This is a genomic window from Serratia bockelmannii, from assembly GCF_008011855.1.
Lineage (GTDB): Bacteria > Pseudomonadota > Gammaproteobacteria > Enterobacterales > Enterobacteriaceae > Serratia > Serratia bockelmannii.
Map to the genome: position 1 here is coordinate 17,585 of NZ_VOUX01000031.1, position 18,908 is coordinate 36,492.

Below are 18,908 nucleotides of genomic sequence, written 5' to 3' on the forward strand. Positions count from 1 at the left end.
AAACGCTATTCTGCCAACATGACTTCCAGATGTATAGACGTCCAAATGCTTTTACGTCTAAATAATCAGAGTCGCTGGGTCAGTGAGAGAGAACAGAGGGGTTGGGGAATGTCGCTTTATCGTACGTTTACGGCTGCCGATGCCGTTGAATATGCCCGCCAATACGGGCAGGTGGCCGAACCGCAGGCGCTGGTGAGCGCCGACGAGATCGGTGACGGCAACCTGAACCTGGTGTTCAAGATCCGCGATCGCGAAGGCGTGAGCCGGGTGATCGTCAAACAGGCGCTGCCCTACGTGCGCTGTGTGGGCGAATCCTGGCCGCTGACGTTGGATCGGGCGCGCATCGAAGCGGAAACGCTGCTGGTCCACGGCGGTTTCTGCCCAAGGCATACGGTAAAAGTCTTGCATCACGATCCCGAATTGGCGGTGATGGTGCAGGAAGATCTCTCCGATCATCGCATCTGGCGCAGTGAACTGGTGCAGGGGAACTATCACCCGCTGGCGGCCGGGCAGCTGGCGGAATACCTGGCGCAGACGCTGTTCCACACCTCCGATTTTTATCAGTCGGCGCAGCAGAAGAAGGCGGAAGTCAGCCGTTTCACCAACCCCGAGCTGTGCCAGATCACCGAAGATCTGTTCTTTACCGACCCCTATATCGACCATGAGCGTAATCAGTTCGAGGCGGCGCTGTTGCCGCAGGTGCAGGCGCTGCGTGAGGATGCGCCGCTGAAGCTGGCGGTCGCCGGCCTGAAACATCGCTTCCTCAGCAAAGCGGAGGCGTTGTTGCACGGGGATATCCACAGCGGTTCAATTTTCGTGGCGGAAGGGCGATTGAAAGCGATCGACGCTGAATTCGGTTTCTACGGCCCGATCGGTTTCGATGTCGGCACTGCGTTAGGCAACCTGCTGCTCAACTATTGTGGTCAGCCGGGGCTGTTCGGGCCGCGCGACGCCGCCGCCGGGCGCGAGCAGCGCCTGCAGGATGTGCGCGAGCTGTGGCTGATTTTCGCCGATCGCTTCCTGGCGCTGTGCCATCAGCAAAGCCGCGATGCGGCGCTGGCGACGCCGGGTTACGCCGAGCAATTCCTGCAGCAGGTCTGGGCTGACGCAGTAGGGTACTGCGGTACCGAACTGATCCGGCGCACCATCGGCCTGGCGCACGTCGCCGATCTGGACAGCATCGCCGACGCCGACATGCGCCTCGACTGTCAGCGTCACGCCCTGGGATTGGGGCGCACGCTGATCGTCAATGCGCCGCAGATCGAGCATATCGATGCGCTGTTGGCGCGCATTCGCCAGCAGGGCTGAAAAGGCGGGTGCTCGTGGATCCTGCCTGACACCATCAGCCAACGGGCGGGGCGAACCCCGCCGTTGGGTTGCCTTACCGTTCGGATTCGTAAGCCAAAGTGGCCGCAACCTCCGAGTCTCCCAGCCTGATGCGCAGTTCGCACAGCGAACCGCGGGTTAGCCAGATGAACGCGATCAGCGTCATACAGACGATCACCAGCTTAAGTACGACCCGTTTTTGCTGCATTTTTGACCTCCCTATCCTTGCCTTGCGGCGGGTAAGAGGCTAACCTGATGTTGCTTGGCATCAGAGTGGCCTCGGGTTGATAATATCGACTCGGGGCCTTTCTCTTTCTTTCCTTTGCCAAGGCTCCGGACAGAAAGATCCAGAGCACCCGCTGCGCAGTCTACTCGAACTTCCTTCCCGTGAAATCCGCCGTTGCGCCAACCTGCGGCGCGGTGCGCAGTTCGTGATGCAAGAAAAGAAAAAGGGGCGATGATGATCGCCCCTTGGATGCGTGGAGTGGGAATTGGCGTTAAGCCGCTTCGGTCTGCTGTTGGCGCTTAGACTGCGCCGCCGGCTTTTCCGGCTTGGCGGCCGCCAGCGCATCCGGCGCAAAGTCGTCCACGTTGATGGAGCGCAGACGGCTCTCTTCGGCTTTCACCAGGATCTTCGCTTCGTCGGCGCTGATCTTGCCTTCTTCCAGCGCGCGTTCCGCTAAACGATCCAGACGGGTGAACGGCAGGTTTTTGCCGGCTGCCTTGCACAGACGTTCGTGAATCGGCTCGGCGGCCATCACGTCGGCCAGCGCCGCTTCCAGCAGGCCGATTGGGTTATGTTCGCTCGGCGTCAGGTACTGGCCGCGCCCCAGGCGGCTGCGGGTGGCGGAAGGCACCTGCAGGATCTTGGCCAACTGGTGATCCAGGCGATCGGACGGTGCGGTATGCACGCGGCCGAACGGGAAGACCACGAAGCGCATCGCGCCAGCGATAAAGCGGTTCGGGAAGTTGCGCAGCAGGTCATCCAGCGCCTGTTCGGCTTTATGCAGGCTGTCTTGCACGCCCCAATGCACCAGCGGCAGATCTTCTTTCTGACGGCCTTCGTCGTCAAAGCGTTTCAGCACGGCGGAAGCCAAATACATCTGGCTGAGGATATCCCCCAGGCGAGCGGAGATGCGCTCACGGCGCTTCAGGCTGCCGCCCAGCACGCCCATGGAAACGTCCGACAGCAGCGCCAGGTTGGCGCTCAGGCGGTTCAACTGCTGATAGTAACGACGGGTCGCATCCTTGGTCGGCGTGGCGCTGGTGCGGCCGTTGGTCAGGCCCAGCCAGAAGCTGCGTACCTTGTTGCTGCCGACGTGGCCCAGGTGGCCGAACAGCGATTTATCGAAGGCGTTCAGATCGTTGTTCTGTGCCGCTGCCATTTCATCCAGCACATAAGGATGGCAGCGGATTGCGCCCTGGCCGAAGATCATCATGGTGCGGGTCAGGATGTTCGCGCCTTCCACCGTGATGGCGATCGGTGCGCCCTGATAGGCTCGAGCCAGGAAGTTGGATTCGCCCAGCATGATGCCTTTACCGCCGGCGATGTCCATGGCGTCAACGATCGACTGCTGGCCGCGGTGTGTACAGTGGTATTTGACGATGGCCGACAGCACGGCCGGTTTCTCGCCCTGCACCAGCGCGTAGGTGATCAGCGAAGCGGCGGCGTCCATCACATAGGTGTTGCCGGCTATGCGTGCCAGCGGCTCTTCGATCCCCTCCATCTTGCCGATGGAGATCTTGAACTGACGGCGAATGTGCGCGTAGGCGCCGGTCGCCAGGGCGATGGATTTCAGGCTGCCGGTAGAGTTGGACGGCAGGGTGATGCCGCGACCGACCGACAGGCATTCAACCAGCATGCGCCAGCCCTGGCCGGCCATTTTCGGGCCGCCGATGATGTAATCGATCGGCACGAACACGTCGGTGCCGCGGGTTGGGCCGTTCTGGAACGGCACGTTCAGCGGGAAGTGACGGTTGCCGATTTCCACGCCCGGCGTGCTGGTTGGGATCAGCGCACAGGTGATGCCCGGGGATTCGTTGTCGCTCAGCAGGCGATTCGGGTCATGCAGTTTGAACGCTAGGCCCAGTACGGTAGCGACCGGCGCCAGCGTGATGTAGCGCTTGTTCCAGGTCAGGCGCATGCCCAGTACCTGCTTGCCTTGCCATTCGCCCATGCACACGGTGCCCACGTCCGGGATCGCGCCGGCATCGGAACCCGCTTCCGGGCTGGTCAGCGCGAAGCAAGGAATTTCGTCGCCGCGCGCCAGGCCCGGCAGATAGTGGTTTTTCTGTTCTTCGGTACCGTAGTGCTGCAGCAGTTCGCCCGGGCCGAGGGAGTTTGGCACGCCGACGGTGATCGCCAGGATGCCGGAAACGCCGGCCAGTTTTTGCAGCACCATCGCCTGAGCGTAAGGTGAGAATTCCAGACCGCCGTACTCTTTCTTGATGATCATCGCGAAGAAACGGTGTTCTTTCAGGTACGCCCAGAGTTCAGGCGGCAGATCGGCCAGTTCGTGGGTGATCTGGAAGTCGTTGGCCATGCGGCAGGCTTCTTCCACCGGGCCGTCGATAAACGCCTGCTCTTCTTCCGTCAGGCGCGGTTTCGGGTAGCTGTGCAGCTTGTTCCAGTCCGGCGCGCCGCGGAACAGATCGCCTTCCCACCAGGTGGTACCGGCGTCGATCGCTTCCTTCTCGGTGGTGGACATCGGCGGCATCACCTTGCGGAAGGCTCGCAGCGCCGGCGCGGAGAGCAGGGAACGGCGTACAGAGGAAAGGTTCAGCGGCAGCAGCACGATCGCCAGCGGCAGCAACAGCCAGAAGCTCCACAGGCCGATAGCACCCATGGCGGCAGTGTACGCCACCAGGATCAGGCTGCTGAGGGTAAGGTTCACTCGGTGGTAGAACACCACGCCGAGGAGAGCCAGGAAAACGACGATACTAAGAACCATCATAAGAAGCTCCGAAGTAGTAAGAGGTCTGACCTGTTGTGTGTATGTAATAGGTTTTAGTACAAGGCAGAATTTTTATCAATGCGTTTACAGTTTAATTACAACTCAGGTCACAAACTGACAGCACCAATCATCAAAAACCTCTCCGCTTCCTTAACCGGCGCGCTGTTTGGCTGAGAATGCTTCTCGCTGTTTCCGCGATCCGGTACACTGCGAAGCGGAAGATTTGACGATAACAAGAGGTTCCTCATGTACCACGACCTTATTCGCAGTGAACTGAACGAAGCGGCTGATACCCTGGCGAAATTTATCAATGACGACGCCAACATCGACGCCATCCAACGTGCGGCGGTGCTGCTGGCGGATTCCTTCAAAGCCGGCGGTAAAGTGATTTCCTGCGGCAACGGCGGTTCCCATTGCGACGCGATGCACTTCGCCGAAGAGCTGACCGGCCGCTACCGTGAAAACCGTCCGGGCTACCCGGCGATTGCCATCTCGGACGTGAGCCACCTGTCCTGCGTCAGCAACGACTTCGGCTATGAGTACGTATTCTCTCGCTATGTGGAAGCGGTAGGCCGCGAAGGCGACGTGCTGCTGGGCATTTCCACCTCCGGCAACTCCGGCAACATCATCAAAGCCATCGACGCGGCGCGTGCCAAGGGGATGAAAGTGATCACCCTGACCGGCAAGGACGGCGGCAAGATGGCGGGTTCCGCCGATGTGGAAATTCGCGTGCCGCACTTCGGCTACGCCGACCGCATTCAGGAAATCCACATCAAAGCGATTCACATCTTGATTCAGCTGATCGAAAAAGAGATGGTTAAGGCTTGATAGCCTTCGGGGAGCTGCGGCTCCCCATGGATAAGACGGCGGACGCCGCATGGTGCGTCCGCACAGCCTGTGTCAGTGTGGTTAAGGAGTGCTGGCGATGTGTGAACTGCTCGGGATGAGCGCAAACGTACCGACCGATATCTGCTTCAGCTTTACCGGCCTGGTACAGCGCGGCGGCCGCACCGGGCCGCATAAGGATGGCTGGGGCATTACCTTCTATGAAGGGAACGGCTGCCGCACATTCAAGGATCCGCAGCCGAGCTTCAACTCGCCGATCGCCCGCCTGGTACAGGACTACCCGATCAAGTCCTGTGCGGTGGTGTCCCATATTCGCCAGGCCAATCGCGGCGAAGTGGCGTTGGAAAACACCCACCCGTTCACCCGCGAACTGTGGGGCCGCAACTGGACCTACGCGCACAATGGCCAATTGAAAGGCTATCGTCAGTTGGATACCGGCACGTTCCGCCCGGTCGGCCAGACCGACAGCGAATACGCGTTCTGCTGGCTGCTGCATCAGCTGGCGCTGAAATACCCGCGCACCCCGAGCCAGTGGCCAGCGGTTTTCCGCTATATCGGCCTGTTGGCGAGCCAGCTGCGCAAGAAAGGGGTTTTCAATATGCTGTTGTCGGACGGGCGCTTCGTGATGGCCTATTGCTCCACCAACCTGTATTGGATCACGCGCCGCGCGCCGTTCGGCAAGGCGACGCTGCTCGATCAGGATGTGGAAATCGATTTTCAGCAGCAGACCACACCGAACGATGTGGTCACGGTGATCGCCACCCAACCGCTGACCGCCAACGAAACCTGGCACAAGATTGAGCCAGGCGAGTTCGCGTTATTTCACTTCGGTGAGCGGCTTGTTCTGAGCGAAGGGATTGGTGTTGGGCGTCGGATTGGCTGACGCGTACTGCGTCATCTGGCCGCTGCTCATCAACGGTTGACCCAGCACATACTGGCCGTTGTCTACGGTCATCATCGGCGGCTGGTGGTTCTTCGCGAAGTAATCGTAACCCGGCTTCAGCTGGCGCCAGAAGGCGATATAGCTGGATGACGCATGGCGCTTGAGGTTTTGCTCGGTCATGCGGAACGGGTAGATGCTGATGTCGACGCGGCTTTGGCCATAGGCGAAGGCGGCTTCGACGTAGCGATAGATCTCATCCATATAGGTGTTGGTCATCGCATAACAGCCAATCGATTTACATTCGCCGTGGATCATCAGATAAGCGCCGGAATAGCCCTGCGATTTATCGTAATCATTAGGGAAACCGATATTGATCGCCCGGTAATACTTGCTGTCGGGTTTCAGATGGCGCGCGTCAACGCTATAAAAGCCTTCCGGACTTTTAAAGTCGCCTTCACGACGTTTAGGACCCAGCCCACCGGAGAAATTACAGATCGGGAACGTGTTGACCAGGCGGAATTCATTGCCCATTCGGGCATACAATTCCAGCTTGCGTTCCTCTTTGAAGATCTGAATATAGACCGGCGAACCCAATAATTGCTGTTTAACTACCGGCGCTTCGGGTACCTGCTCGCTGGCGCTGCAGGCCGTGATCATCGGCATAGAAACAAGCATCGCAAACAACAGCGCGATTTTGCTCATTATTATTCCTGCTTATATTTATTTGCCGGCGCAATTGAGGTTGGCCAGCATGCCACTGATTATTGTTTTTACTGCTGCAAAACACCGCCAGATTACCAGCGCGTTTATTTTTAGCAATACGTGATATGTATAAAAAAACGACAAAGCTCGATAAAAGTGAAATGACCGGCAGATTTTAACGATAAGTAGTGAAAAACAGGCGAAATTTAATTGCGTTTGCTTGACCCAAGTCACGACGGAACGCAGAACAATGTTGCGAACAATGTTAATATTCTCTCTTCAATTTAACGCACTGTGGCGATTGAAGCGGCAAGAGTTATTGCATATAACCCGGCCGTTTTGATGGTTATTTGGCTACAGGCCGTTAACACATCGACTGTCGCGCAAACAACGGAAAAGGGGAATCAAGGGAATGCGCGTTACCCCGTATTTTCACTGCGAGAAAGTTCATGTTGGGCGTGCCGCCGTGCGCACTGCCCGGCAATCCTGGCATCGTCAGCACCCGCCTCTGGGGCCGGGCAGACGTGTAAACCCAACTACATCGTATAAATCCTATGATTAAGATCAGAAAAGGGTTAGATCTGCCGATAGCCGGGGCTCCGGTTCAGGCGATCCAAGATGGCCCGAATATTCAGCATGTCGCCCTGCTTGGGGAAGAGTATGTCGGAATGCGTCCCTCCATGCTGGTGCAGGAAGGCGATACCGTTAAGAAAGGCCAGGCGTTGTTCGAAGATAAGAAAAACCCCGGGGTTTTCTTCACGGCTCCCGCCAGCGGCCGCATCGCTGCGATTAACCGCGGCGAGCGGCGCGTATTGCAATCGGTGGTGATTGCGCTGGAAAACGGCGGCGACGATCAGCTCGAGTTCGCGCACTACCCGCTGGGGGAATTGGCCCAGTTGCCGCGCGAACAGATCGAGAGCGAACTGATCGCCAGCGGCCTGTGGACCGCGCTGCGCACCCGCCCATTCAGCAAAACGCCGAGCCCCGGCAGCGAACCGCGCGCTATTTTCGTCACCGCGATGGATACCCAGCCGTTGGCCGCCGATCCGCAGGTGATCATCGCCGAGCAGCAGGCGGCGTTCAACGCCGGGCTGGTGGTCTTGGCACGCCTGACGGCGGGCAAGGTACACGTATGCCACGCCGCCGGTGCCTCCGTTGGCCAGCAGAGCAGCCCGCAGATCGCCTACAGCGAATTTGCCGGCCCGCACCCCGCCGGGCTGGTGGGCACGCACATTCACTTCCTGGAACCGGTCAGCCTGAAGAAAACCGTTTGGCACATCGGCTACCAGGACGTCATCGCCATCGGCACGCTGTTCACCACCGGTAAGCTCGATACCCGCCGGGTCGTGGCGCTGGCCGGGCCGCAGGTGGCGCAGCCAGCGCTGCTGCGCACCCGCCTGGGGGCCAGCCTCGAGGAGCTGACCGCCGGCCGCCTGAAAGACGGCGAGAACCGGGTGATCTCCGGTTCGGTGCTGAACGGCATGCACGCCGCCGGGCCGAACGCCTGGCTCGGCCGCTTCCACTCGCAGGTGTCGGTGCTGGAAGAAGGGCGCGACAAAGAGCTGTTCGGTTGGATCGTGCCTTCGCCGAACAAGTTCTCCATTACCCGCACCACGCTGGGCCACTTCCTGAAGAACAAACTGTTCGCCTTCTCGACCACCACTAACGGCGGCGAGCGCGCCATGGTACCGATCGGCAACTACGAGCGGGTGATGCCGCTGGATATTTTGCCGACGCTGCTGCTGCGCGATCTGCTGGCGGGCGACAGCGACAGCGCGCAGGCGCTGGGCTGCCTGGAGTTGGACGAGGAAGATCTGGCGCTGTGCACCTTCGTTTGCCCCGGCAAGTATGAGTACGCGCCGGTGCTGCGCGAGGTGCTGACCAAGATTGAGCAGGAAGGATAACCCGATGGGCCTGAAGAATTATTTTGAGAAGATAGAGCATCACTTCACGCCGGGCGGCAAACTGGAAAAGTGGTATCCGCTGTATGAAGCGACCACCACGGTGTTTTACACCCCCGGCACGGTGACGCGCGGCGCTTCGCACGTGCGCGACGCCATCGATTTGAAACGCATGATGATCCTGGTGTGGCTGGCGGTGTTCCCGGCGATGTTCTGGGGCATGTACAACGTCGGCCAGCAGGCGATCCCGGCGCTGCACCATCTGTACAGCGGCGACGCGCTGCAACAGGTGCTGGCGGGCGACTGGCATTATCGCCTGGCGCAGTGGCTCGGCGCCTCGCTGGCGGCCGACGCCGGCTGGGTCAGCAAAATGGTGCTGGGTGCCTGTTACTTCCTGCCGATCTACGCCGTGGTGTTCGTCGTCGGCGGCTTCTGGGAAGTGCTGTTCGCCATCATCCGCAAACATGAGGTCAACGAAGGCTTCTTCGTCACCTCTATCCTGTTCGCGCTTATCGTGCCGCCGACCCTGCCGCTGTGGCAGGCCGCGCTGGGCATCACCTTCGGTGTGGTGGTGGCCAAAGAGATCTTCGGCGGCACCGGGCGCAACTTCCTCAACCCGGCGTTGGCCGGCCGCGCCTTCCTGTTCTTCGCCTATCCGGCGCAGATCTCCGGCGATCTGGTGTGGACCTCTGCGGACGGTTTCTCCGGTGCGACGCCGTTGGCGCAGTGGAGCGCTGGCGGGGCGCACAGCCTGAGCAACGTGGCCACCGGCCAGTCCATCAGTTGGATGGACGCCTTCCTCGGCAACATTCCCGGCTCCATCGGTGAAGTCTCCACGCTGATGATCCTGATCGGCGGGGCGATAATCCTGTTCGGCCGCGTGGCCTCCTGGCGCATCGTCGCTGGCGTAATGCTCGGCATGGTGGCTTCCTCCCTGTTGTTCAACGCCATCGGTTCGGACACCAACCCGATGTTCGCCATGACGTGGTACTGGCATCTGGTGCTGGGCGGCTTCGCCTTCGGCATGATCTTTATGGCGACCGACCCGGTTTCCGCCTCCTTCACCAACAAGGGGAAATGGTGGTACGGCATTCTGATCGGCGTGATGTGCGTGCTGATCCGGGTGGTCAACCCCGCCTATCCGGAAGGCATGATGCTGGCGATCCTGTTCGCCAACCTGTTCGCACCGCTGTTCGATTACCTGGTGGTGCAGGTCAACATCAAGCGGAGAAAAGCCCGTGGCGAATGAAGCGAAAAACGACGGCATCGGTAAAACGCTGCTGGTAGTGCTGCTGCTGTGTCTGGTGTGTTCAGTGGTGGTGGCGGGCTCCGCCGTCGGCCTGAAGTCCAAACAGCAGGAGCAAAAGCTGCTCGATAAGCAGCGCAATATTCTCGACGTAGCCGGCCTGTTGCAGCCGAAAATGGAGAGCGAGCAGGTCAAGCGCTTATACAGCGAACGCATCGAACCGCGCCTGGTGGATCTGAACAGCGGTGAGTTTGTCGCCGGCAAGGCGGCGGCGTTCGATCTGGGCGCCGCGCTGCGCGACGACGCCAAAAGCGTGGCGTTGCCCGCGGGCGACGATCCGGCCGGCATCAAGCGCCGCAGCAACCAGGCGGAAATCTACCTGGTGCGTGACGAAAGCGGCCAGGTGAACAAGCTTGTGCTGCCGGTATACGGCACCGGCCTGTGGTCGATGATGTACGCCTTCGTGGCGCTGGATAACGACGGCAACACGGTCAAGGGCATCACCTACTACGACCAGGGGGAAACGCCGGGGCTGGGCGGTGAGGTCGAGAACCCGTCCTGGCGCCAGCAGTGGGTCGGCAAGCAGCTGTTCGACGACAACGGACAGCCGGCGATCCGCGTGGTGAAAGGCGGTGCGCGTCAGGGGGATGTGCACGGGGTGGACGGCCTGTCCGGCGCCACGCTGACCTCCAACGGCGTGCAGCATACGTTTGATTTCTGGTTGGGCGAGCACGGCTTCGGCCCGTTCCTGAAAAAAGTTCGTGAAGGAGCGCTGAAAAATGGCTGATTCCAAAGAGATAAAGCGGGTCCTGTTGGGGCCGCTGTTCGACAATAATCCGATCGCCCTGCAGGTGCTGGGCGTCTGTTCTGCGTTGGCGGTGACCACCAAGCTGGAGACGGCGGTGGTGATGACCATTGCGGTGACGCTGGTCACGGCATTCTCCAGCTTCTTCATCTCGCTGATCCGTCACCATATTCCCAACAGCGTGCGCATCATCGTGCAGATGGCGATCATCGCCTCGCTGGTGATCGTGGTCGATCAGCTGCTGCGCGCTTATGCGTTCGAGATCTCCAAGCAGCTGTCGGTGTTCGTCGGCCTTATCATCACCAACTGCATCGTGATGGGGCGCGCCGAAGCCTACGCCATGAAATCGCCGCCGATCGAGAGCTTTATGGACGGCATCGGCAACGGGCTGGGTTACGGGGTGATCCTGGTGCTGGTCGGTTTCCTGCGCGAGCTGATTGGCTCCGGCAAGCTGTTCGGCGTCCCGGTGCTGGAAACGGTGCAGAACGGCGGCTGGTACCAGCCGAACGGCCTGTTCCTGCTGGCGCCGAGCGCGTTCTTCATCATCGGCCTGCTGATCTGGGTGCTGCGCACCCTGAAGCCGGCGCAGATCGAAAAGGAGTAAAGGCCGATGGAACACTATATCAGCCTGTTTGTGCGCGCGGTGTTCGTCGAGAACATGGCGCTGGCGTTCTTCCTCGGGATGTGTACCTTCCTGGCGGTGTCGAAGAAGGTCTCGACCGCCTTTGGCCTGGGCATCGCGGTGACCATCGTGCTCGGCATTTCGGTGCCGGTGAACAACCTGGTCTACAACCTGATCCTGCGCGACGGCGCGCTGGTGGAAGGCGTCGATCTGAGCTTCCTCAACTTCATTACCTTCATCGGCGTGATCGCGGCGCTGGTGCAGATTCTGGAGATGATCCTCGATCGCTTCTTCCCGTCGCTGTATAACGCGCTCGGCATCTTCCTACCGCTCATCACCGTGAACTGCGCCATCTTCGGCGGCGTGTCCTTCATGGTGCAGCGCGACTATAACTTCGCCGAATCGGTGGTGTACGGCTTTGGTTCCGGCACCGGCTGGATGCTGGCGATCGTCGCCATGGCGGGGATCCGCGAAAAACTCAAGTATGCCAACGTGCCGGCAGGGCTGCGCGGCCTGGGCATTACCTTTATCACCACCGGACTGATGGCGCTGGGCTTCATGTCCTTCTCCGGTGTTCAGTTGTAAAGGCGGGAAGAATTTATGGAAATTATTTTAGGCGTAGCAATGTTCACCACCATCGTGATGGTGCTGGTGTTGCTGATCCTGTTCGCCAAATCGAAGCTGGTGAACACCGGTGACATCGCGGTGGAGATCAACGGCGATCTGGATAAGAGCTTCCATGCGCCGGCGGGCGACAAGCTGCTCAACGTGCTCTCCAGCCAGGGGATCTTCGTCTCCTCGGCCTGCGGCGGCGGCGGTTCCTGCGGCCAGTGCCGGGTGGTGATCAAAGAGGGCGGCGGCGATATCCTGCCGACCGAGCTTTCGCACATCAACAAGCGCGAAGCGAAAGAAGGGTGCCGCCTGGCGTGCCAGGTGAACGTGAAGCAGAACCTGAAGATCGAGCTGCCGGAAGAGATCTTCGGCGTGAAGAAATGGGAGTGCGAGGTTATCTCCAACGATAACAAAGCCACCTTTATCAAAGAGCTGAAGCTGAAGATCCCCGATGGTGAGGACGTGCCGTTCCGCGCGGGCGGCTTTATCCAGATCGAAGCACCGGCGCACGACATCAGCTACGCCGACTTCGACGTGCCGCAGGAGTATCGCGGCGACTGGGACAAGTTCAACCTGTTCCGCTACCGCTCGACGGTGAACGACACCACGGTGCGCGCTTACTCGATGGCCAACTACCCGGAAGAGAAGGGCATCATCATGCTCAACGTGCGTATCGCCACGCCGCCGCCGAACAACCCGGACGTGCCGCCGGGCATCATGTCTTCCTATATCTGGTCGCTGAAAGCCGGTGACAAAGTGACCATCTCCGGGCCGTTCGGCGAGTTCTTCGCCAAGGACACCGACGCCGAAATGATCTTCATCGGCGGCGGCGCGGGCATGGCGCCGATGCGTTCGCACATCTTCGACCAGCTCAAGCGCCTGAACTCGAAGCGCAAGATCACCTTCTGGTACGGCGCGCGTTCGCTGCGCGAGATGTTCTATGAAGACGACTTCAACCAGCTGCAGGCGGAGAACGAAAACTTCACCTGGCACGTGGCGCTGTCGGATCCGCAGCCGGAAGATAACTGGACCGGCTACACCGGCTTTATCCATAATGTTCTGCTGGAGAACTACCTGAGGAACCACCCGGCGCCGGAGGACTGCGAGTTTTACATGTGCGGGCCGCCGATGATGAACGCTGCGGTGATCAAGATGCTCAAAGATCTGGGCGTCGAAGACGAAAACATCATGCTGGATGACTTTGGTGGCTAAATGCACGCATTGGCGATGAAGAACTGGCTGACGGGCGTGGCGCTGAGCGCCACCCTGCTGCTGACCGGCTGTGGGCCGGAACAGGTGGACCTGATGGGTAAAACCATGGGCACCTCGTATTCGATCCGTTACGTGACCGGTGACGATACGCCGTCGGCGCGCGAGATGCAGGCGGAGATCGACAAACGGCTGGAGCAGGTGAACGACCAGATGTCCACCTACCGGCCGGACTCCGAGCTGAGCCGCTTCAACGCCAGCCGCGACATTGACCGGCCGTTCCCGGTTTCGCCGGCCACCGCTGAGGTGGTGCGCGAAGCGCTTCGCATCAACCGCGTCACCGACGGTGCGCTGGACGTGACCGTCGGGCCGCTGGTCAACCTGTGGGGCTTCGGCCCGGAAGGGCGGCCGGACAAAGTGCCGAGCGAGGCGGAACTGGCGCACCGCCGCGCCTGGACCGGCGCCGACAAACTGTCGGTGCAGGGCAGCGCGCTGGTGAAAAGCATCCCTGAGCTGTACGTCGATCTGTCGTCGATCGCCAAAGGGTATGGCGTAGACGTGGTGGCGGAATATCTGCAGTCCCGGCATGTGAAGAACTACATGGTGGATATCGGCGGCGAGGTGCGCACGCGCGGGCATAACGGCGAGCAAAAGCCGTGGCGCATCGCCATCGAGCGCCCGACCGCCGGTACGCAACAGCAGGCGCAGCTGGTGATCCAGCCGGGGGAGATGTCGATCGCTACCTCGGGTGACTATCGCAACTACTTCGAGCAGGACGGGGTGCGCTATTCGCACACCATCGATCCGGTCACCGGCCGACCCATTCACCACCGTTTGGTGTCGATCACCGTGCTGAGCCCGACCTGCATGACCGCCGACGGCCTGTCCACCGGCCTGAACGTGATGGGGCCGGAGCGCGGCCTGGCGCTGGCCAACCTGCTCGGTATCCCGGTGTTCATGATTGTGAAAACCGCCGACGGGTTTGAGGAGCGTTACTCAGACGCGTTCAAGCCCTATCTGAAAAAGCGTTCGTGAGGTTGCTATGTTGACGGTATTCGCCGCTACTTTCGTGTTGTTTCTGCTGATCGTCGGCGGGATGTCGCTGGGCTATGTGTTCAAACGCAAAAGCCTGCAGGGCAGCTGCGGCGGCATCACCGCATTGGGGATGGAGAAAGTCTGCGACTGCCCGGAGCCGTGCGATGCGCGCAAAAAGCGCGAAGCCAAAGCGGCGCAGCGGCGCGAGCAGTTGGAAAAGCACCGTATTCTGTAGCGAAAACCCGGCCTTGGCCGGGTTTTTTATTTCGCCTTGCGGAAGCTTTTCGCCTCGGCCGGCGAGTTGACCATCACGCCGTCAGCGCCCAGCGCCAGCGCCTGCTGATATTCCTGCGGCGAGTTGACGCCGAACAGGATAATGTGCGCCGGGCCCTGCGAGCGGAAACAGTCCATCGACTCTTTATCCCAGGTCAGAAACGCCTTCGAACGCCCTTCGCCGAGGGTATATTTCTCCACCACTTCCACCTCGCGCTTCAGCTCCAGCCCGTACCAGCGCGGCTGCCGGTTGTCCGGTTTGACGTCGCACTGGTGCGCCATGGTGACGTTGGCCAGCAGCGTGCGGGTTTCGTCGCGGCTTTCAAAGCGCGGGATGGCCGGCGGCAGCGCCTGCAGGTATTTGGCGTCGGTAGAGTAGACGCGGATGCGGTTCAGGCTGTCGGTGCTTTGCAACGTCGCCAGCAGCGTTTGGCCAAACTGCGCCGGATCGGCGTCCGGAGATTTGATATCCAGATAGAAGGTGACGTGCGGAAACGCTTTAAGCACGTCGTCGAGCCGCGGAATGCCGATACCCTGGCCGCGGAACGGGTGTGCGTCACCCTTGGTGAAGGCCCAACCGGCGTCGGTCTCGGCCAGCTGCGCGGCGGTATAGGCAGAAACCGGGCCCTGCCGATTGGTCAGTGCTTTCAGATCCGAGGGGCGATACAGCACGATGATGCCGTCTTTGGATTCTTGCAGGGTGATCCAGATGGCGTCGGCGCCGTTTTTCAGCGCGGTTTCGATGGCGATGCGAGTGTTTTCTGGCGCATCGGCGGTGCCGCCGCGATGGGCGACGATCGCCGGCGCATGACCGGCGGTGGCGCTGGCCGCCAGCGCGCTCAGCGACAGCGCGGAAGCCAGCAGCAAAGAAGAAAATCTGATCATGTAGGGTACCTTGTCGTTATCGTTGTGGTGAGCCGCACGGGATGGCGGAAATCATACTATTGAAAAATTAAGCTTTTTTAACAACGCGGAAATATCTGTCAGAAACGCCGCTTTCCTCGAGCTCTGCGGCCTTGAGCTTTCGGTATCTGACTGTATACTTATACAGTGTTACTGGAGGGTGCGATGCGTAAAATCATTCATGTCGATATGGACTGCTTCTTCGCAGCGGTGGAAATGCGCGACGATCCCAGCCTGCGCGATATCCCGCTGGCGATTGGCGGCAGCGCCGATCGCCGCGGGGTGATCAGCACCGCCAACTATCCGGCGCGGCGCTACGGCGTGCACAGCGCCATGTCCACGGCGATGGCGCTCAAGCTGTGCCCGCATCTCACCCTGCTGCCGGGGCGCATGGCGGCCTACAAAGAGGCCTCGCTGCACATCCGCGAAATCTTCGCCCGCTATACCCCGCTGATCGAGCCGCTGTCGCTCGATGAAGCCTATCTCGACGTGACCGACAGCCCGCAATGCAACGGTTCGGCGACGCTGATCGCCCAGGAAATCCGTCAGGCGATCGCCGACGAGCTGAACCTCACCGCGTCGGCCGGCATCGCGCCAATCAAGTTTCTCGCTAAAATCGCCTCCGAGATGAACAAGCCGAACGGGCAATACGTGATCACGCCGGCGCAGGTGCCGGCGTTTTTGCAGCAGCTGCCGCTCAGCAAGATCCCCGGCGTCGGCAAGGTGACCGCCAAGCGGCTGGAGGAAGTGGGGCTTATCACCTGCGCCGACGTGCAGCAATACGATTTGGCGCAGCTGCTCAAGCGCTTCGGCAAGTTCGGCCGGGTGCTGTGGGAGCGCTGTCAGGGTATCGATCGGCGCGAAATCTCTCCTGAGCGGCTGCGCAAATCGGTGGGGGTGGAGCGCACGCTGGCGGAGGATATTCACGACTGGGAAGACTGCGAAACGCTGATTATCGACAAACTCTATCCCGAGCTGGAGATGCGGCTGCGCAAGGTGAAGCCGGATCTGCACATCGCCCGGCAGGGCGTGAAGCTGAAGTTTCAGGATTTTCAGCAAACCACCCAGGAGCACGTGTTCCCGGTGCTGAACCGGCAGGATTTGCTGGAGGTGGCGCGGCAGGCGTGGCGCGAGCGGCGCGAAGGGCGCGGCGTGCGGCTGGTGGGGTTGCATGTGACGCTGCTCGATCCGCAGCTGGAGCGGCAGCTGGCGCTGTCGTGGGAATAAAAAAGCCGGCGGTCGCCGGCTTTTTGCGTTAAGCGTGCAGATTACGCGCGCTCAGGGATTGCTTTCAGCAACGAGGTCAGCAGCTTCCAGTACAGGCCGACGCTTTCGATATGCACCTGCTCATCCGGCGAATGCGGGCCGGTGATGGTTGGCCCGATCGATACCATGTCCATGTTTGGATATGGCTTTTTGAACAGACCGCATTCCAGACCGGCGTGGATCACCATGATGTTCGGCGTCTTGTCGAACAGATCCTGATACAGCTCGCGCACCAGGTGCATCACCGGCGAGTCGGCGTCCGGCTGCCAGCCCGGGTAGCCGCCCTTCGGCGCCACTTTAGCGCCGGCCAGCTGGCCCAACGCGGTCAGCATCTCGACCACGTAGTCTTTGCCACTGTCGATCAGGGAGCGGATCAGGCAGATGATTTCCGCTTCGTTTTCGCTGGTGGTGACCACGCCGACGTTCAGCGAGGTTTCCACCACGCCTTTCACCGCGTCGCTCATGCGGATCACGCCGTTCGGCGTGCCGTTCAGCAGCGCCAGGAAGCGCTGCTGGCTGTCGGCGCTCAGCGCCAGCGAAGCGCTGGTGGTCGGCTCCAACAGCACGGTGATGTTCTTCTCTTTGGCGGAGAGTTCGTTCTGCAGCACGGCCAGGAACTCCTGGCTCAGCGCTTTCAGTACGTCGGCCTTGTCCGCCGGCACCGCTACCACCGCGGAGGCTTCACGCGGGATGGCGTTGCGCAGGGTGCCGCCGTTCAGGTCCAGCACGCGCAGGTTCAGCGCCGCCGCATGGGCGAACAGGAAGCGCGCCAGCAGTTTGTTGGCGTTGCCCAGCCCGACGTGGATCTCGGCGCCGGAATGGCCGCCTTTCAGGCCCTTGAGGGTCAGCTTCAGGGTTTGGTAACCGGCCGGCACCGCTTCGCGCTGCAGCGGCAGGGTGGTGATGAAGTCGATACCGCCGGCGCAACCCATGTAGATTTCGCCTTCTTCTTCGGAATCGGTATTGATCAGGATATCCGCCTGCAGCCAGTTCGGCTGCAGCCCGAAGGCGCCGTCCATACCCGCTTCTTCGGTCATGGTCAGCAGCACTTCCAGCGGGCCGTGCTCAACGCTGTCGTCGGCCAGTACCGCCAGGGCGGAGGCCATGCCGATGCCGTTGTCGGCGCCCAGCGTGGTGCCGCGCGCTTTCACCCACTCGCCGGCGATATAAGGCTGGATCGGATCCTTGGCGAAGTCGTGTACGGTGTCGTTATTCTTTTGCGGCACCATGTCCAGGTGTGCCTGCAGCGCGACTGGCTTGCGGTTTTCCATGCCTTTGGTGGCTGGTTTGCGCAGCAGGATATTGCCGACCTGATCACGCTCGGCGTGCAGGTTCTTTTCTTTGGCCCAGGTGAGGATGTGCTGCGCCAGCGCTTCTTCATGATAAGAAGGGTGCGGGATAGAACAGATCTTGGCGAAAATATCCCACAGCGGCTGTGGCGAAAGCTGAGACAATTCAGACACTATAAGTCTCCTGTGACGGCAGGCTCCGACAGGACGGGCATGCCGCGCGGTTAAGGTGAGCGGGTATCTGTGCGTCGTGGCACGATCGTCAGAGAATATCACTTTATTTCCGGCGGTGCGCCCCCCGTATTGTGCGGTTTAAGCGCTTGATCACATGGCTTCGCTGCGGGAACGCTCGCTTTTTCAGCATCAATCACCGAAAAGCCGCCCGGCGGAAATCGCGAGGTTTTCCTCGGTACAGCTGGAATTCAACGCGGCCAGTCTCTATAATCTCGCGCAACCTTTTTTCCCCTGAACTACAAATAAGCCGCTTCACCGCCGGCTGGGACACGATTCTATGAGCGAAAAATACGTTGTTACCTGGGATATGCTGCAAATGCACGCACGCAAGCTGGCGCACCGCCTGCTGCCTGCCGACAAATGGACAGGCATCATTGCCGTAAGCCGCGGCGGTCTGGTACCGGCGGGCCTGCTGGCGCGCGAACTGGGCATCCGCTATGTGGATACCGTCTGCATTTCCAGCTATGACCATGACAACCAACGCGAAATGAAAGTGCTCAAGCGCGCCGAAGGCGACGGTGAAGGCTTCATCGTGGTGGACGATCTGGTGGATACCGGCGGCACCGCGAAAGCGATCCGCGACATGTACCCGAAAGCGCATTTCGTCACCATCTTCGCCAAGCCGGCGGGCCGTCCGCTGGTGGACGACTATGAGGTCGACATCCCGCAGGATACCTGGATCGAACAGCCGTGGGACATGGGCGTCAGCTTCGTTCCCCCGATCGGCGGCCGCTAAGCCCAGCCAGTTCCAGCCCAACGCCCGGTTATGCCGGGCGTTTGCGTTATCTTGGTTTATCCCGCC

At 60.5% G+C, this 18,908-nt stretch carries 18 protein-coding genes; 13 read left to right on the plus strand and 5 right to left on the minus strand.

Annotation, left to right across the window (positions count from 1 at the left end):
- Positions 1-108 precede the first annotated feature (108 nt).
- The gene (mtnK, locus tag FOT55_RS14365; protein WP_147823599.1) at positions 109-1,308 is read left to right on the plus strand and encodes an S-methyl-5-thioribose kinase; all 1,200 of its coding nucleotides are present in this window, start codon (positions 109-111) and stop codon (positions 1,306-1,308) included.
- Positions 1,309-1,381: 73 nt separating this feature from the next.
- Here the strand turns inward: mtnK and FOT55_RS14370 are convergent, their stop codons facing one another.
- On the minus strand, positions 1,382-1,534 hold the full coding sequence (locus FOT55_RS14370; protein ID WP_004930217.1) for a Hok/Gef family protein: 153 nt from the start codon (positions 1,532-1,534) through the stop codon (positions 1,382-1,384).
- Between the two features lie 289 nt (positions 1,535-1,823).
- Positions 1,824-4,280 carry an acyl-CoA dehydrogenase FadE gene (gene fadE / locus FOT55_RS14375; protein WP_025301664.1) on the minus strand — a complete coding sequence of 819 codons (2,457 nt, stop codon included), beginning with the start codon at positions 4,278-4,280 and terminating at the stop codon, positions 1,824-1,826.
- Between the two features lie 246 nt (positions 4,281-4,526).
- On the opposite strand from fadE, the gene lpcA reads away from it, so the two are divergent.
- Both lpcA and FOT55_RS14385 read left to right on the plus strand, forming a co-directional pair.
- Positions 4,527-5,108 (plus strand): D-sedoheptulose 7-phosphate isomerase, encoded by a 582-nt coding sequence (lpcA, locus tag FOT55_RS14380; RefSeq protein ID WP_004930220.1) that lies wholly within the window; start codon positions 4,527-4,529, stop codon positions 5,106-5,108.
- 97 nt (positions 5,109-5,205) lie between these two features.
- Entirely contained in the window at positions 5,206-6,009 is an 804-nt protein-coding gene (locus FOT55_RS14385) for a class II glutamine amidotransferase (RefSeq protein ID WP_060432493.1), read from the plus strand.
- Here FOT55_RS14385 and dpaA read toward each other — a convergent pair.
- Entirely contained in the window at positions 5,944-6,711 is a 768-nt protein-coding gene (dpaA, locus tag FOT55_RS14390) for a peptidoglycan meso-diaminopimelic acid protein amidase (RefSeq protein ID WP_060432495.1), read from the minus strand. The two genes, FOT55_RS14385 and dpaA, sit on opposite strands and share 66 nt — an antisense overlap.
- A gap of 554 nt (positions 6,712-7,265) precedes the next feature.
- Here dpaA and FOT55_RS14395 point away from each other — a divergent pair.
- The 8 genes from FOT55_RS14395 to nqrM are packed head-to-tail and all read left to right on the plus strand — an operon-like array spanning position 7,266 to position 14,376.
- Positions 7,266-8,615 (plus strand): Na(+)-translocating NADH-quinone reductase subunit A, encoded by a 1,350-nt coding sequence (locus FOT55_RS14395; protein ID WP_147823600.1) that lies wholly within the window; start codon positions 7,266-7,268, stop codon positions 8,613-8,615.
- 4 nt (positions 8,616-8,619) lie between these two features.
- Positions 8,620-9,861, plus strand: coding sequence for an NADH:ubiquinone reductase (Na(+)-transporting) subunit B (locus FOT55_RS14400; protein ID WP_147823601.1), 1,242 nt, complete (start codon positions 8,620-8,622; stop codon positions 9,859-9,861).
- Positions 9,851-10,645, plus strand: coding sequence for a Na(+)-translocating NADH-quinone reductase subunit C (locus tag FOT55_RS14405; RefSeq protein ID WP_025301668.1), 795 nt, complete (start codon positions 9,851-9,853; stop codon positions 10,643-10,645). The genes FOT55_RS14400 and FOT55_RS14405 overlap by 11 nt, the downstream gene beginning before the upstream one ends.
- A complete protein-coding gene (locus FOT55_RS14410) occupies positions 10,638-11,267 on the plus strand; it encodes an NADH:ubiquinone reductase (Na(+)-transporting) subunit D (RefSeq protein ID WP_004930232.1) in 630 nt (209 codons plus the stop codon). The genes FOT55_RS14405 and FOT55_RS14410 overlap by 8 nt, the downstream gene beginning before the upstream one ends.
- 6 nt (positions 11,268-11,273) lie before the next feature.
- The gene (nqrE, locus tag FOT55_RS14415) at positions 11,274-11,870 is read left to right on the plus strand and encodes an NADH:ubiquinone reductase (Na(+)-transporting) subunit E (RefSeq protein WP_004930235.1); all 597 of its coding nucleotides are present in this window, start codon (positions 11,274-11,276) and stop codon (positions 11,868-11,870) included.
- A gap of 15 nt (positions 11,871-11,885) precedes the next feature.
- Complete coding sequence (nqrF, locus tag FOT55_RS14420; RefSeq protein WP_043135532.1) at positions 11,886-13,109, plus strand: NADH:ubiquinone reductase (Na(+)-transporting) subunit F; 1,224 nt, start codon at positions 11,886-11,888, stop codon at positions 13,107-13,109.
- Positions 13,110-14,141: an FAD:protein FMN transferase gene (locus FOT55_RS14425; RefSeq protein ID WP_187181945.1), complete on the plus strand. Its 1,032-nt coding sequence runs from the start codon at positions 13,110-13,112 to the stop codon at positions 14,139-14,141. It abuts the gene before it with no gap.
- A 7-nt stretch (positions 14,142-14,148) separates the two neighbouring features.
- On the plus strand, positions 14,149-14,376 hold the full coding sequence (nqrM, locus tag FOT55_RS14430; RefSeq protein ID WP_016928987.1) for a (Na+)-NQR maturation NqrM: 228 nt from the start codon (positions 14,149-14,151) through the stop codon (positions 14,374-14,376).
- A gap of 26 nt (positions 14,377-14,402) precedes the next feature.
- On the opposite strand, the gene FOT55_RS14435 is transcribed toward nqrM, so the two are convergent.
- Positions 14,403-15,299, minus strand: coding sequence for a glycerophosphodiester phosphodiesterase family protein (locus FOT55_RS14435; protein WP_147823602.1), 897 nt, complete (start codon positions 15,297-15,299; stop codon positions 14,403-14,405).
- Positions 15,300-15,482: 183 nt separating this feature from the next.
- On the opposite strand from FOT55_RS14435, the gene dinB reads away from it, so the two are divergent.
- Positions 15,483-16,544, plus strand: a complete 1,062-nt coding sequence (dinB, locus tag FOT55_RS14440) for a DNA polymerase IV (RefSeq protein WP_025301672.1) — start codon at positions 15,483-15,485, stop codon at positions 16,542-16,544.
- Positions 16,545-16,585: 41 nt separating this feature from the next.
- Here the strand turns inward: dinB and pepD are convergent, their stop codons facing one another.
- Positions 16,586-18,046, minus strand: a complete 1,461-nt coding sequence (gene pepD, locus FOT55_RS14445; RefSeq protein ID WP_025301673.1) for a beta-Ala-His dipeptidase — start codon at positions 18,044-18,046, stop codon at positions 16,586-16,588.
- A gap of 337 nt (positions 18,047-18,383) precedes the next feature.
- On the opposite strand from pepD, the gene gpt reads away from it, so the two are divergent.
- Complete coding sequence (gpt, locus tag FOT55_RS14450) at positions 18,384-18,842, plus strand: xanthine phosphoribosyltransferase (protein ID WP_025301674.1); 459 nt, start codon at positions 18,384-18,386, stop codon at positions 18,840-18,842.
- The last annotated feature ends 66 nt before the right edge of the window (positions 18,843-18,908 follow it).

Coding starts and splice junctions, on each gene's coding strand:
- mtnK (WP_147823599.1), top strand. CDS start 109: ATGTCGCTTTATCGTACGTTTACGGCTGCCGATGCCGTTGAATATGCC.
- FOT55_RS14370 (WP_004930217.1), bottom strand. CDS start 1,534: ATGCAGCAAAAACGGGTCGTACTTAAGCTGGTGATCGTCTGTATGACG.
- fadE (WP_025301664.1), bottom strand. CDS start 4,280: ATGATGGTTCTTAGTATCGTCGTTTTCCTGGCTCTCCTCGGCGTGGTG.
- lpcA (WP_004930220.1), top strand. CDS start 4,527: ATGTACCACGACCTTATTCGCAGTGAACTGAACGAAGCGGCTGATACC.
- FOT55_RS14385 (WP_060432493.1), top strand. CDS start 5,206: ATGTGTGAACTGCTCGGGATGAGCGCAAACGTACCGACCGATATCTGC.
- dpaA (WP_060432495.1), bottom strand. CDS start 6,711: ATGAGCAAAATCGCGCTGTTGTTTGCGATGCTTGTTTCTATGCCGATG.
- FOT55_RS14395 (WP_147823600.1), top strand. CDS start 7,266: ATGATTAAGATCAGAAAAGGGTTAGATCTGCCGATAGCCGGGGCTCCG.
- FOT55_RS14400 (WP_147823601.1), top strand. CDS start 8,620: ATGGGCCTGAAGAATTATTTTGAGAAGATAGAGCATCACTTCACGCCG.
- FOT55_RS14410 (WP_004930232.1), top strand. CDS start 10,638: ATGGCTGATTCCAAAGAGATAAAGCGGGTCCTGTTGGGGCCGCTGTTC.
- nqrE (WP_004930235.1), top strand. CDS start 11,274: ATGGAACACTATATCAGCCTGTTTGTGCGCGCGGTGTTCGTCGAGAAC.
- nqrF (WP_043135532.1), top strand. CDS start 11,886: ATGGAAATTATTTTAGGCGTAGCAATGTTCACCACCATCGTGATGGTG.
- FOT55_RS14425 (WP_187181945.1), top strand. CDS start 13,110: ATGCACGCATTGGCGATGAAGAACTGGCTGACGGGCGTGGCGCTGAGC.
- nqrM (WP_016928987.1), top strand. CDS start 14,149: ATGTTGACGGTATTCGCCGCTACTTTCGTGTTGTTTCTGCTGATCGTC.
- FOT55_RS14435 (WP_147823602.1), bottom strand. CDS start 15,299: ATGATCAGATTTTCTTCTTTGCTGCTGGCTTCCGCGCTGTCGCTGAGC.
- dinB (WP_025301672.1), top strand. CDS start 15,483: ATGCGTAAAATCATTCATGTCGATATGGACTGCTTCTTCGCAGCGGTG.
- gpt (WP_025301674.1), top strand. CDS start 18,384: ATGAGCGAAAAATACGTTGTTACCTGGGATATGCTGCAAATGCACGCA.